This window comes from Acinetobacter sp. YH12117, from assembly GCF_013418865.1.
GTDB classification, from domain to species: domain Bacteria; phylum Pseudomonadota; class Gammaproteobacteria; order Pseudomonadales; family Moraxellaceae; genus Acinetobacter; species Acinetobacter indicus.
The window spans coordinates 1-13738 of sequence record NZ_VPBF01000056.1; the positions used below are offsets into that span (position 1 = coordinate 1).

General features: G+C 46.2%; 12 protein-coding genes, 2 tRNA genes and 2 pseudogenes. 6 read left to right on the forward strand and 10 right to left on the reverse strand.

Going from position 1 to position 13738, the window contains the following annotated elements; genetic code table 11:
• Together FTU55_RS13825 and FTU55_RS13830 are read right to left on the reverse strand one after the other, a co-directional pair.
• On the reverse strand, window positions 1-90 hold a 90-nt coding region (locus FTU55_RS13825), incomplete at its 3' end, for a MerR family DNA-binding transcriptional regulator (protein ID WP_180046995.1).
• Between the two features lie 57 nt (window positions 91-147).
• A complete protein-coding gene (locus tag FTU55_RS13830; RefSeq protein ID WP_104472616.1) occupies window positions 148-780 on the reverse strand; it encodes a hypothetical protein in 633 nt (210 codons plus the stop codon).
• A 110-nt stretch (window positions 781-890) separates the two neighbouring features.
• Here FTU55_RS13830 and FTU55_RS13835 point away from each other — a divergent pair, with 110 nt between their 5' ends.
• Both FTU55_RS13835 and aqpZ read left to right on the forward strand, forming a co-directional pair.
• Complete coding sequence (locus FTU55_RS13835; RefSeq protein ID WP_168408842.1) at window positions 891-1907, forward strand: AraC family transcriptional regulator; 1017 nt, start codon at window positions 891-893, stop codon at window positions 1905-1907.
• 142 nt (window positions 1908-2049) lie between these two features.
• Window positions 2050-2697 (forward strand): annotated as a pseudogene (gene aqpZ / locus FTU55_RS13840) (aquaporin Z).
• 107 nt (window positions 2698-2804) lie between these two features.
• Here aqpZ and FTU55_RS13845 read toward each other — a convergent pair.
• Complete coding sequence (locus FTU55_RS13845) at window positions 2805-3050, reverse strand: hypothetical protein (protein ID WP_005180612.1); 246 nt, start codon at window positions 3048-3050, stop codon at window positions 2805-2807.
• A gap of 69 nt (window positions 3051-3119) precedes the next feature.
• Window positions 3120-4202, reverse strand: coding sequence for a DNA/RNA non-specific endonuclease (locus FTU55_RS13850; RefSeq protein WP_180047389.1), 1083 nt, complete (start codon window positions 4200-4202; stop codon window positions 3120-3122).
• A 264-nt stretch (window positions 4203-4466) separates the two neighbouring features.
• Here FTU55_RS13850 and FTU55_RS13855 point away from each other — a divergent pair, with 264 nt between their 5' ends.
• Window positions 4467-5114 carry a hypothetical protein gene (locus FTU55_RS13855; protein ID WP_163141045.1) on the forward strand — a complete coding sequence of 216 codons (648 nt, stop codon included), beginning with the start codon at window positions 4467-4469 and terminating at the stop codon, window positions 5112-5114.
• An 88-nt stretch (window positions 5115-5202) separates the two neighbouring features.
• On the opposite strand, the gene FTU55_RS13860 is transcribed toward FTU55_RS13855, so the two are convergent.
• Window positions 5203-7083 carry a potassium transporter Kup gene (locus FTU55_RS13860; protein ID WP_104513218.1) on the reverse strand — a complete coding sequence of 627 codons (1881 nt, stop codon included), beginning with the start codon at window positions 7081-7083 and terminating at the stop codon, window positions 5203-5205.
• A gap of 121 nt (window positions 7084-7204) precedes the next feature.
• Here FTU55_RS13860 and FTU55_RS13865 point away from each other — a divergent pair.
• The 3 genes from FTU55_RS13865 to FTU55_RS13875 all read left to right on the forward strand — a co-directional run bounded on the left by FTU55_RS13865 (window position 7205) and on the right by FTU55_RS13875 (window position 8595).
• Window positions 7205-7294, forward strand: a tRNA-Ser gene (locus tag FTU55_RS13865).
• Between the two features lie 773 nt (window positions 7295-8067).
• The gene (locus FTU55_RS13870; protein WP_005180651.1) at window positions 8068-8295 is read left to right on the forward strand and encodes a hypothetical protein; all 228 of its coding nucleotides are present in this window, start codon (window positions 8068-8070) and stop codon (window positions 8293-8295) included.
• Between the two features lie 224 nt (window positions 8296-8519).
• A tRNA-Thr gene (locus FTU55_RS13875) sits at window positions 8520-8595 on the forward strand.
• A 61-nt stretch (window positions 8596-8656) separates the two neighbouring features.
• Here the strand turns inward: FTU55_RS13875 and FTU55_RS13880 are convergent.
• The 5 genes and pseudogenes from FTU55_RS13880 to FTU55_RS13900 form a co-directional block, all read right to left on the reverse strand.
• Window positions 8657-9481, reverse strand: coding sequence for a cyclopropane-fatty-acyl-phospholipid synthase family protein (locus FTU55_RS13880; RefSeq protein ID WP_180047391.1), 825 nt, complete (start codon window positions 9479-9481; stop codon window positions 8657-8659).
• A 3-nt stretch (window positions 9482-9484) separates the two neighbouring features.
• Window positions 9485-10783 carry an FAD-dependent oxidoreductase gene (locus FTU55_RS13885; RefSeq protein WP_180047393.1) on the reverse strand — a complete coding sequence of 433 codons (1299 nt, stop codon included), beginning with the start codon at window positions 10781-10783 and terminating at the stop codon, window positions 9485-9487.
• A gap of 432 nt (window positions 10784-11215) precedes the next feature.
• Window positions 11216-12090: pseudogene (locus FTU55_RS13890) on the reverse strand (pirin family protein).
• Between the two features lie 201 nt (window positions 12091-12291).
• Window positions 12292-12855 (reverse strand): alkyl hydroperoxide reductase subunit C, encoded by a 564-nt coding sequence (ahpC, locus tag FTU55_RS13895; protein ID WP_005180661.1) that lies wholly within the window; start codon window positions 12853-12855, stop codon window positions 12292-12294.
• 716 nt (window positions 12856-13571) lie between these two features.
• Window positions 13572-13738: integrase core domain-containing protein (locus FTU55_RS13900; protein WP_180047395.1), on the reverse strand; the 167-nt coding region annotated here is incomplete at its 5' end.

The following is a 13738-nucleotide window of genomic DNA, read 5'->3' on the forward strand; positions in this document are numbered from 1 at the left end:
TAAAGTGCCTTCCTCATCCCATCTTCTTAGGGTTTGGATGGAAACACCCAGTGTTTTAGCTGCAACGCCAATACTAACATATCTACTCATCTGTATATAATAATATAGAAATAAGTAGATTTCAATTAGCAGTTATTAACCCTCTCATTAACTGGCTTTAGGTAGCGACTCAAGATCTGGGGATGGCTTTTCATTCCGGTCGACCCATTTGGCCGGGAAGAATTTTTCCGCGCCGCGGTTTAATAGCGCCGACAGCGGCCGTGGCAAGGCAATCCCGAGCGGATTCTGCTCCTGCAAATCCGGTGAAGATATAACCCGGGTGCCCAGAATATAGTCAAACCAGGGCTTGGTTACACACCAGTTGGCATCCTGATTGCTGTTCATATGATGGTCATAGTGCCAGGGAATTTTTGTTCTGGCCCACTCTGGCTCCAAATGGGCACGGCGGTGAATATAGTAATAATTCAGGGCACTATACATGCTGCCGGCCATCATGCCTTTGGAAATCGGGAAAAATACCAGCCCAAATACACCCGCGGCGGCGGCCAGCGAAATAATCTCGTTTTTATTGCGCCAGTGCGACCAGCCAATCACATAGCTTTCATCATTAAACTGATTTTTCCGCACCTCACGATGATGCTCCCAATGCGAACGCATACTGCGTGGCACCGGACTGTGACGCGGCTGCCCCGGCCGATGGGTACCATGTAATACATATTTATGTGCCACCCATTCAAAGGCATTGGCCACCAATAAACCTGCAATAAATCCTTTTAACATGCTCCAGTCCTCCTGTGCTTTTCCTTCACTATAAGCGTCGGCACAGGCTAGATATTGACGGAAAAATTGAATATGATTGACAAATCACGACAAGAATAAAATGACAAGCTATGCAACGGATAAAGGATTATACCGGCTCGATTTATGGTGGCTTGGCCCAGTTGTTGTACGACTTTTATCAAGCACAACAGCTGCCGGTTCCAGAAAAATTACAGCAGGTTCAACATCAGGAACGTTTTGATTATATTCTCTGGCGCGACTTGCTGACCGAACTGGAACAGCAGCTACAGCGTCCGGCGTTGGGACTGGAAATTGCCGCACTGGTGCAGCCCAAACATCTGGGCATTATTGCCTATATTGCCCTGTCCTGTGACAATCTGGGCGAAGCGTTGCAACGCTATCATGACTTTCACCGGCTGGTGTATGACGGCAGTCCGTTACAGGTGGAAGTGCAAGGCAATTATCTCTCCATTCGCTGGGCTGATCTGCCGCCGACCATGACCACGCAACTGACCAATGAAATTGCCATTGCGCTGATGGTGGAATTCCTGAAACATTTTATGGAATTTCAGGATATTTGCCTGCATGAGGTGCATTTCCAGAATCCGGCGCCACGACATGTGGCACTGTATGAGCAGTATTTTCATTGCAAGGTACGTTTTTCCCAGGAAAAAACCCAGGTGCTAATGCCGTTGCAGGAGCTGTCCAAACCCTTTTATCAGGGGGATCAGACCTTACAGCATTTATTGCTCCAACAGGCCAAGGCTCTGCTGGAAAAACTGCCAAATTCCACCCAGATTGACCACCGTTTACAGCAGGCGATTCTGACCGGTTTACAACGCAATATGTACCAGATTGAACATATTGCCCAGCAGCTGAATTTGTCAGTACGGCAGTTACAACGGCATTTACAGCAGCAAGGCACCACCTATCAACAACGGATTCAGGAAGTACGCTGCTTACTGGCCGAACAATATTTAAAAGATCCACATTTAAGCCTGCAGGAAATTGCCCTGCTGCTCGGCTATTCGGAACAGAGTGCCTTTCAGCGTGCCTTTAAGCAGTGGACCCAGCACACTCCACAGCAATGGCGTCAGAACAACTTAACCAATCTTTCATCTTTTTAGTTTAATTTGAAGCACATAAAAAAAGAGTATTTTACAAAAATAGTGTGATATATTTCACACTTTATAATTTTCATCACATAAATAAAATTCTGGAGACATGAAAATGAATAAATATTGTGCAGAATTTCTGGGGACCTTTTGACTGGTATTCGGCGGCTGTGGTAGTGCCGTGCTGGCTGCAGCCTTCCCTGAACTGGGCATTGGCTTTGTCGGCGTATCGATTGCCTTTGGTTTAACCGTTTTAACCGCAGCCTATGCCTTGGGGCATATTTCAGGCGGTCACTTTAACCCGGCCGTGAGTCTGGGCTTATGGGCCGGCGGCCGTTTTGAAGCCAAAGAACTGCTCCCGTATATCGTTGCCCAGGTATTGGGTGCTGTCGTCGCGGCCTGGATTTTATACCTGATTGTCCAGGGTCAGGCCGGTTTTAGCGGCACCGGTGGTTTTGCCAGCAATGGTTTTGGTGAATTATCCCCGGGGCAATATTCACTCGTTTCAGCACTGATCATTGAAATTGTCTGAACCGCCTTTTTCCTGATTATTATTTTAGGCGCTACCGATCAGCGTGCGCCGGCCGGTTTTGCGCCAATTGCAATTGGTCTGGCCTTAACCCTGATTCACTTAATCAGTATTCCGGTCACCAACACCTCAGTCAACCCGGCCCGTAGTACCGGTGTAGCGTTCTTTGCAGAAACTGCAGCCTTAAGCCAGCTCTGGTTATTCTGGGTTGCACCAATGATTGGTGCGGTAATTGGCGCGGTGATTTATAAAGTGGTTGGCAAGAAGGACTAATCTTGCTGCACGTCCTACAAGCTCACTTCGGTGGGCTTTTTTATATTTTAAATGAACAGTTTATTAGTTAGAGCGTAAAAACCCTGTCCTCTAAGACAGGAAGAATGTCAAAGAAAAGGATTTTCGATTTCCCGTACTTCGGTACGCTGGACTTTTTCAGGCAGATTTGGCTCTTTTTCCAGAGCCGCAACCACCTCATTCAGCAGTGCCTGCAAGGCTTTAGCCGCAGCCAGACCCGCCTGGTCCTTGGTGAGCTGTAAATTGCCATAGACATTCACGCAGTCCAGATCATTCTCGACAGTCAGATCATGAATGGCATGAGATTCTGTCCCATGTTGAAACGGTTTAAACATACCCACCTCGGCCGTAATGCTTGTTGTTGTGGCAGGATCAATTGCCATCCTGCCGTTTATATGCGCTGATCAGCTTTTATTCATTAACTGTAAGATATAGTGCAACAAGGCCTCAATCAACTGCTTAATGATGGCATCCTGGGTATCGGCATCCAAGGTTGTACCACTGGCAGTGGCCGTGCTACCTCCCGATTTAAACTGACGCTGTAAGGCCTGTAGCTGCTCCGGGGCAACATCTTCAGCACACTGGCTTTCTGCATCCCAATGCGAATATTCCAGTGGTTTATTGGCTTTTACCGCGTTGGCGGTCAGCGGCAATTTATAGGTATTGCGTTTTTGCTCTTCGGTCAGCTGCGGAAACAGGTTAATGCCCAACTGTTCTTCTAAATAACAGACGCTGACCACCTTGACCTGCAGGGAATTGTCATTCGGTGCATAGTAGGCGCCAATTGCGCCGGTTTTAGGTAAGTAAATGGCTTTATACACCGAGGTTGGAACAATCACCCCATTACCAATCGCTTTCAGTTTTTTGCCACTAAAAGTCGGCCCGGTAATGACATACACATCCTGTTTATGCTTGGTCACCAGCGCACGGGTGGCTTCTTCCAGTTCACGCCAGACCTGCTGATTATTCTTCGGCGCTTGCGGCACCATATTGGCCAGCGAGAAACTGTCGTATTGCGCCGCTTTATTGGACATATCCGCATTTGGGGCCATATGTCCGCGGTCATAACCTGAACCACGATAATCCGCCAAGGTCGCGCGGTGCTGCTCTTTCACCCGCTCTTCTTCATGGAAACTGTCTTCACGGGGAATTTTCTGGCTTAAACGCGCCGGGGTCAGACTTTCTGCCACCCACAGCGGAGTTTTGGACACGCCGGAATACATCACATTAAAACCATTAAAGCACAGCGGATAACTGTCTTTGCGCAGGCTGTCTTTAATTAAATACGGCGGCACATCACGGTAAAATTGTTCCAGACAGGCACTATTCGAAGTGCTTGGTGTCAAGGACATCCACTGGCTGATTTTTTCCTGTCCAAAGGCAATCGCGAAACTGCCAGCGGCCACCACACCTAAAACAACTTTTAAACTTCCTTGATGAAAAAAGGGAAAGAGAGGCTGACTTGTACTGCGCTTTTTTCTGGCCATTACACTGCTAAAAACTATAAGAATCACATATTGGCCGAGCTTAACAAGGGGTCTGCAGCTTGTATATGTTCTGGCTGTTGTTCGCTTAACAATTAGACAATAAACCGCTGTACAGGCGGTGACTGTGTAACAGTCTGTCAGAGTTTTAACGCAGTTTATGATAAGTCTGGATGGCTTTCAGTGTGATGCGTTGCGTCAGGCCAAGGTTATATGCCAAGGTAGTTCACGAAAAAATCGTGTGATAAAAATTTGATGGAGGAATCTATGTATTCCAAATTACTGGGTGCCGGCCTGATTACCGGTTTAATGAGTGCAACTGCCTTTGCCGAACCTCCCATTCAACCGGGTGATACCCTGGAAAGCTTATCGAAAGCCAAAGTGGTGACCACGGTCAATGGTCAGCCGGGTTCATTGCAGGATATCGTGGCCAGCGGTCAGGTGCGCATTGTCTCTGAAGCCAATCCGCAAGTGGTTCAGCCGATGCCGACCAATCCGCAGCTGGATGTGATTCCGGCAGATGCACCCGCCCAGGCGCCAGGCCATGATGCCCCGGTACAAGCGGTTGCACCCGATGCATCAGCGCTGACCTCACAACCGGTACCGGCCGGCCAGTCAACCGATCCGCTGGCACAGGGCGCGCAGCCTATTACTGAACCACCCGCAGCAGAGTTGACTGCACCAGCAGCGGAAGCCGCCCAGAATGCAGCGCCCATGATGGACTCCTCAGCTGAAGCGCCGGTGAATGGTATAGAAGCCGAAACCGATGTTACCCAGGAAGCCTTAGCCGCTGCACCAGAAGCAGCACCAATGGCAGACCCTGCTATTCAGGCCGCACCTGAAGCTGGCGCCGAGCAAATGCAAGCGCCTGTTCAAGCCTTACCTGAAGCCCCAAGCCTGAATGAAGCCAATTAAAGACCTGTTTTAGGCTTTTATCCTCCAAAAAAACCAGAGCTATGCTCTGGTTTTTTTATTGCAGTTGCGTTGAGACCACGCCGTTGCATCAGATCTGGATTTGACTGCCCAGCTCCACAACCCGGTTGGTCGGAATCTGGTAGAAGTCACTGACCGGACTGGTATTGCGCTGCATCGAAATAAACAGCTTTTCCCGCCACGGTGCCATGCCTTCGCCGACTGTGCTGATAATGCGTTCACGTGAAATAAAGAAGCTCATTTGCATCATGTCGAATTCAAAGCCCAATTCATCATAGGCCTGCTTTAACGCGCGCGGAATATTCGGCTGATCTTTAAAACCGTAATAGATAAAAATCCGGTAAAAACGTTCATCTAGCCGTTCAATCTGCACCCGCTCTTCTTGCGGCACATACGGAATATCGCGCGTCACCACCGTCACCATAATATTGCGCTCATGCAGCACCTTGTTGTGCTTGATGTTATGCAGCATCGCATGTGGCACGATATTCGGCGTACCAGTCAAGAATACCGCTTCGCCCGGCACAAATTTGGTGTCATTGCCCATGCTGATACTTTTAATAAACAGCTCAATCGGCAAGGCATCTTTTTCCAGATGATGAATCAGCAAGGCGCGGCCATCTTTCCAGGTCATCAGGAGGGTAAATACAATGGCACCAATTAAAATTGGTACCCAGCCACCGGCGACAATTTTCAGTGAGGTTGAACCGACAAAAATCAGATCCAGAATTAAAAAAGGCAGTGCAAACAGCAGCACTTTCCACACCGGCCAGCGCCAGAAACCATAGGCCAGAATGGAAATTAAAATGGTGCCGCAGAGCATGGTCATGGTCACCGCTACGCCATAGGCACTGGCCAGATTGGCACTGTTTTCAAACAGCAGAATCAGAATCACCACCGATACAAACAGTACCCAGTTAATGAACGGCAAATAAATCTGGCCCTGTTCCACTTCTGAGGTATGCTTGACCGATAAACGCGGCAAATAACGCAGCTGAATAGCCTGATTGACCATCGAAAATACACCGGTAATTACCGCCTGTGAGGCAATCACCGCCGCAGCCGTGGCCAGCGCAATCATCGGATACAGACCCCAGTCCGGCACCAGCAGATAGAAAGGATTGGTAATCGCGTCCGGATCACGCAGCAACAAGGCGCCCTGTCCGGCGTAATTCAATAACAGACATGGCAGCACAATCACAAACCAGGCCATCCGGATTGGCAAGCGGCCAAAATGCCCCATATCGGCATAAATCGCTTCACCACCGGTCATGGTCAAAATGACTGCGCCCATGGTTAAAAAGGCCACATAAGGCTGTTCCAGCACAAAGTTGATGGCCCAGTGCGGGCTGATCATCGCCAGCACATACGGCGTCTGGATAATACTCCACAGCCCCACCCCGCCAATCGACAGGAACCAGAGCAGGGTCAACGGCCCAAAGAAGGTGCCCATGATGCCGGTACCATGACGCTGCACCAGAAACAGTCCGGCCAGAATCCCGATAGATAAGGGAATCAGCCACTGGTTAAACATCGGGGTGGCAATACTCAGCCCTTCAATCGCCGACAGCACCGAAATGGCCGGGGTAATAATCCCATCACCAAAAAACAGCGATGCACCAATAAAGCCCAGTGCAATCAGGTAGATTTTCTTCTGTTCAGAAATACGGGTGGTACGCAGGTTTAAGGCCAGCAGCGACATAATCCCGCCTTCACCGTTGTTGTCTGCACGCATGATGATGGTGACGTATTTAAAGCTGATGGTCAGCATCATGCACCAGAAGATCAGCGATAAAATCCCCAGAACACTGCCTTCAGAAATGGCCAGATGTGCGGTCAGGAAACATTGACGCAAGGCATAGAGTGGACTCGTTCCAATGTCACCAAAAACTACGCCCAGTGCCGCGAGGGTAATCACAGGCAGGGCGGCTTTTTTTGCAGTACTTTGCATAGAATGTCTTCATGGATAGACCGTATTTTTGCGCATAATAGCACCAGCCCAAAAGTTTTTCCGCAAATCAATTGTTTCAGCTTGGCAGAGTGACTTTTTTTGGGTATTATCCACGGCCTATGGTGAGGTGTCCGAGTGGCTGAAGGAGCACGCCTGGAAAGTGTGTATACGTTGACGCGTATCGAGGGTTCGAATCCCTCTCTCACCGCCAGAATGTTTAAAAAGACTCAAATTGTAAAATTTGGGTCTTTTTTTTATGCTTCGACTTTTCTGCTTTTTCAAAATTATTCAGTTCCAGACAGTGAAATTATCTGATTGTTTCTGGATTAGATTTTAAAATAACAACAGTACTTTTATTTTTTTGAATTTAAAAACTTGAGCCTGAATACATCCGCTAAGTTTTAAATTCATCAGCTTTTGAATTTAAATTTATAGTTGAAAAAGCAGAGCCTCTATCGCATCTGCTTCCCTAAAATTTAAATGGATGGTCAAGTTTTTAACACAGATAAAACAGGAAACCTGAGATAGACTTTTTCTATCAAATTCAAAACTATATTGATAAATTCATTGACTTGTAGCGCTTATTTTTCCAGCACCATCTCAGGCTTTGCTGAAAATAGCATCAATTTTTCTGACTCCCCGTTCATCTTTTGGGTTGTTAAGCATGATCTTCGGGTTATGCCATCCTGCCCGCATATATGTGAAAGTTACAGCCTGCCACAGTTCCAACCTGTTTTTAAACCACAGATGTCAACAAAAAGTCATCATCTCATGCTACAACAATAAAAAGTGGCATAGAATTCGCAAGCTTTACAGCAGCAAGCATTGTGCTATGTTAAACACAGACCTAAACAGAACAAGGAGAACAATAGGCAAAATAAACAACTGTTTAAAACTATTAACTTAAAAAATATTCTTCATTTAATCGTGCCAAAAAAGATGTTTAAAGCCAATCAGTCAAAAAACTGCTATTCGGGAGCGAGCATGAATAACAGCGCAAATTATGTCAAACAAATTAAAAATGCCAAACGTGGTGGTTATACCCCCACCATCGCCAAAGACCTCAATCGACATAAAATTCAAAAAGCCCTTAAACTTATTGAGCAGTGGAGATCTCTCGCCAACGAACTCAAACCACAAATGCAACTCGATATGGCTTTTACCCTTGAAGAATGTGCACAAGATTTAGACCGTATTTTAAGGAGCAAGTAGCACGCCTCTGCGGCACTTAACCCCCCCTTTATTTTAAATTCAAAACAATAGCTCGCCCTGAACGTGAGCTATTGTTGTCTTGAGCAGAAACTTGCCTCTTCCACGATGTTTAAGCGCGAAAACAAGAGCTGGATAAAAATAAAACAGCGCCTGTCGCCTACTTTTAATTGCTTATTTTTTCGCTTGCGCCCGAATTAAAAATCTGTAAAATGCAACTCCACAATGCCGGCATAGCTCAGTTGGTAGAGCAACTGACTTGTAATCAGTAGGTCCACAGTTCGAATCCGTGTGCCGGCACCATTTTCTTAGGCTCGCTATTTTAGTGGGCCTTTGTTGTTTTTATGGCGCTATTTTTTCTGCTTTATTGCGTGTGTGCGGTCACTTGCACATATCTCACCCAGCCATCTTTATATAAACGTCGGCACAGCTTTGCGGTCATGGCAATCTTGATCCGGTCCAGACCTGAACTGTGCTGCGGCCAGTGCAGCTGCTGGATATATTCGGCAAATCTGTTTAACACTGGTGCAGATAAATCTTCAATCTGAATCTGGGTAAAACCGCGTTCCTGCAAACACTGCTCCAGTTGTACTGCGGTTTTCAGTTCCGGCAACGACACATCCGCCGCCTTTAATAAAGCGCGATAAGCGTGCTGCTGCACAGTATTTGAATTTAAAAACTGCGGTGACAATATCAGGGTGTGAAAACCCAGACGGCCTTTTGAATTTAAAACCGGTTGCACGGCATCCAGAAATGAATTCAAAGCATGATGATAGGCCGCATCAATACACAGCACCACATCAAATGGCGCCAGAGGTATGAGATTTTTTAAATTTAAAAAAGACTGCGCATAGATGGGCAGCTCTGGCCAGCGCGCTTGAATCTGCTCGACACAGGTCGTTTGCAGTTCAACGGCGGTAATATTTGAGAGTTGATAATGCTGTTGCCAGTGCAACAGGCTGGCGCCCTGTCCACAGCCTAAATCGAGCAGCCGATCTGTGGATTGCAACTGAACGGCTTCGGCCAAATGATCGGCCAGCTGCTGGCACGCCGCCGGATAGTCCTGTGCAGATGAGTGCCAGTAGCCCAGATTGCTCCAGGGCAACTCGGCAGGATCTCCCAAAAGCGCTGCATTGATTGCATATTTATGGGAAGGAGCCTGTCGAAAAATTGCCTGAAGCCAGCGCATAGATTAATAGCCGAGTTGGGGAGCAACCTCTACTTTAGGTTTTAAGCCCACAAACGGCAACGGTGCACCAAAAATTTCTGCAATATGCATGGCTGAAGTCACGGCTGATTCTAAAATTGGCAAGCCGTCACATGACCATGAACCACAGAAGAACACCTTGCGATCAGCGACTTTATGACGCTGTTGCAATTCTTTGTTCAGTGCCACAGTTTTTGAATCCACCACCGCACGGGTCAGGGTGACAGAAGAAATGACTTTCTTCGGATCAATAGGCGTGACCGGACGCCAGGTCTGGAACACCGGCGTTTTACCGACCAGCGATGGCTCAATCGAGTTTAGCCAGACAGTAAATTGCTGACGGGTAAACTTGCGGTCCATCATATAGCTCAGTACCGACCAGTCTTTGCGTTTTGGCGGCATCACTGTGCTATCGGTATGAATCACCAGTTCGCCCTGTTCAAACTTGAACTGCTTTAACAAGGCAATATCTTCGGCAAACTGTTCACGATCGAGGAAGTTCTCGATATTGGTGGTTGGGGTGGCCACCACCACACGGTCAAATGCCGCAGTTTCGCCTTCGGCATTTTTGACATAGACCTGATCATCTTGCTGGCTAATATGGGTGATGGGTGAACCACTCTTGATATGAATACCTTCAATCAGCTTATTCACCAGCGCCGGAGTGCCACCCTGAATACGCAACAGCGCATCACCATCGGTCAATTGACGCAAGAAGGTCAACAGCGGCTTCGCTGGCCATTCGCCAATGGTTTTCGGGTTACAGGTACAGATGGTGTACAACACCGGCATTACCGCGCCATGCCAGAACACTTCTTCAATTTCATTCTGGTTGATGAACTCGGCCAGGGTAATGTCCTGATTCTTCGACCGGAAGAATTTGGCAATTGCCGTTTTTAACTGCAACATGCCTTTAACCAGACGCCAGCCGTATTGCTGCAAGCCTTTACGGTTATTGATAATCGGGAAATTCCCGATACGCGTACGCGAGGTGGTTAACCAGGTTTCGGTCCGGTCCTCAAACAACCAGCTACAGGCCATATAGGTCCGTACCGGGAAGGTCGGAATACCCAGATAAGTGGCTAAACTGAGCGTGTTTTTCCACAAATGCGGATTCATGACCCGCAGCGGTGCGTCAATTAAACCGCCTTCAAACTCAGTACTGTGGCTGTCCATTCCACGTCTAGGCAGAGCTTCAAAAATTGTAATGTTATGCCCTGCATCTTTAAGAATTCTTGCGGTAGCTAGCCCAGCCATGCCACTACCGATGACTGCAATATCCAAAACGTCTTATCCGTTAATGAAAACATTGACCGAAATTATGAACCATGCCTTGCCAAAATGAGCTATTAAAAACTACCAGATTCACCCTTTTTACAAAGTGTAATAAAGTTCTAAAATGCCACTTCTGTTACATTTTTTAACGTATTTTCAAGCCCCGTGTAAATATAAGAAATACCTGAAATTTATTTATTAATTTTTAAAAATCATTTAAAAACAATAGATATAAATTAACCAGTTTTAGAATAGTTGTTTTACAAAGCGCGTGCTTTCCGCTAGTATACGCCCCACACAAGAATGACAACCACATCACATAAAATCATTACAGATAATGATACAAATGAGATAAAACAAGAAACTTAACAGCGCAATAACAAGAAAGCCTCTGATTTTTATCAGAGGCTTTTTTCTTTTCGCAGCAGGATCGCTGAATGCTTAGCTTTGCAGCGGAATTTGGCCAAACTTACCAGAATGAAAGTCATCAAAGGCCTGAATAATTTCCTGTTTGCTGTTCATCACAAAAGGACCATGGCCTTGAATTGGCTCATTTAATGGCTCACCGGTCAGAATTAAAAACTGTGTTTCCTGCTGCGCCTGCAACTGAATGGTCGGCTCGGCATCGCGGGCAAACATCACGATAGAACTGTCCTGCACCTGTTGAGTGCCATTCACCAGCAGCTCACCTTTTAGCACCACCAGCAGGACATTGTGAGTCACCGGGACATGCACAAAGGTTTGCGCATCTTTATGCAAGCTACCATCCCAGACATTGACCGGACTAAAGGTCTGTGCCGGCCCGGTGTGACCTAAATAGTTCCCGGCAATCACCCGGAGGTGCCCGGCGGCATCGTCCAGTTCAATTCGGGGAATATCGGCAGCGGCAATAGCCTGATAACGCGGCGTGGTCATTTTGTCTTTGGCTGGCAAATTGACCCAGAGCTGGACCATTTCAAACAGTCCACCGGCTTCGGCAAAATCGGCAGAATGAAACTCTTCATGCACCACGCCGGCACCGGCTGTCATCCATTGCACATCACCAGTCTGAATAGTGCCCCCGCCACCGGCCGAATCTTGATGGGTGACGGCACCCTGATAGGCCAGAGTCACAGTTTCAAAGCCACGATGCGGATGTGAACCCACACCACGCTGCGCTTTCGTCGCCTCAAACGGATAAGGCGCAGCATAGTCGAGCATAAAAACGGGCTGATGGCCTGACCTAAACGGTCATAAGCAAACAGGTTCTGTACCAGAAAACCATCACCGACCCAGTGCATGTTTTTATTTCGATATAAACCAATTATTTTTTTCATACTGTCCTGCGCCTGCAAGGAGAATTGATCGTTTCATGTTAAGCCTTTGCGGTGCGGCCAGCTAGCGCAAATCTGGCATACTGCATTGCAAGAATAGAATCATCCAGGCGTATCCGGATTCTGCTTGGTTTCTCTTTCAACAGACAAAAAAAATCCAGAACCGGAGTTCTGGATTTTCATCAGAAGATAAATGCAACTGGATTAGATTTTACCGACCAGGTCGATTGACGGTGCAAGCGTTGCTTCACCTTCTTTCCATTTTGCCGGGCAAACTTCACCTGGGTGTGCATGGACATATTGCGCTGCTTTGACTTTACGTAGCAGTTCCTGGGCATCACGGCCAATACCGCCAGCGTTAATTTCAACAATCTGGATGGTACCTTCCGGATCAATCACGAAAGTACCACGGTCAGCCAGACCTTCAGCCTCAATTAACACTTCAAAGTTTTTTGCCAGAGTCCAGGTTGGATCGCCAATCAGCGGATACTGGATTTTACCAATCACGTCTGAAGTATCGTGCCAGGCTTTATGGGTGAAGTGGGTATCAGTGGATACGCCATAAATTTCAACGCCCATTTTCTGGAATTCAGCATAATGATCAGCCAGATCGCCTAATTCGGTTGGACAGACAAAGGTAAAGTCTGCAGGATAGAAAAATACCACCGACCATTTACCGATCATGTCCTGCTCAGACACTTCAATGAATTGACCATTCTGGTAAGCAGTAGCGTTAAAGGCTTTCACTTGGGTATTGATTAAACTCATTTTGTATTCCTCAGTGCGTTGTGGGGATTGCTTATCTTGTGAAGCTAGAATACAAAACTCAGGTAAATCGGTAAAACAGTACTTTTTTATAAAAATAATCGGAAATACAGATTTAAATATTCTATCTCCATTGAAGTTTTTATCGTTTTCCTCAATTGATCTATCCTACTTTTCACACAGGCAATAAAAAACCCTTTGCCAAAACAAAGGGTTTTTATTTATTTTCTGCTTTAGATGATGGCCTTAAAAAGTATATACATACCAAATTATAATTAATATATATATTTCAAAAACTTAATGAATTATGTATTGTATTTTGTAAAAATTCAATAAAAAATACTTAAAAATTTACACTTTTTATCTCACTGAAATTTAGTGTTAATTCGGAAGCTATGAAAAATAAATATACTAAACTGGAACATAAGCCTGAGCTAAACGCTTTTCTGTAGATGCTTGTGTTGTGTAAAAACGCTCTTAGATGGCATATACAAAATTCTTTAAGGACTCTTCGTCTGTAATCGTGTATTTACCATTTGCATCCATAGGTAAGCCCAAGGTTTGGATATAGCTATGTAAGTTTTTTTTAACTTGAGGGCTATACGCATTGTAAGTATCTAATGCTTTAGCAATATTCTTACGATTTGGAATGCCTACTTTATCTACAGTATATGAGGGGTGGTAATCCTCCCATAAATAACCGAAGTTAAAAGTAGAGGTTAAGCAGCCATTAGAGGTGGCCTTCCTTTGTTTGCTTGGTGTGGTCTTTCATGGTTGTAATGCCACAACCAGTTTGTTGCATAATCTTGTACTTCATCCAAAGTATCAAATAAATGCTTGCTCAGCCAACTATAACGTATGGTCCGATTATAGCGTTCAATATACG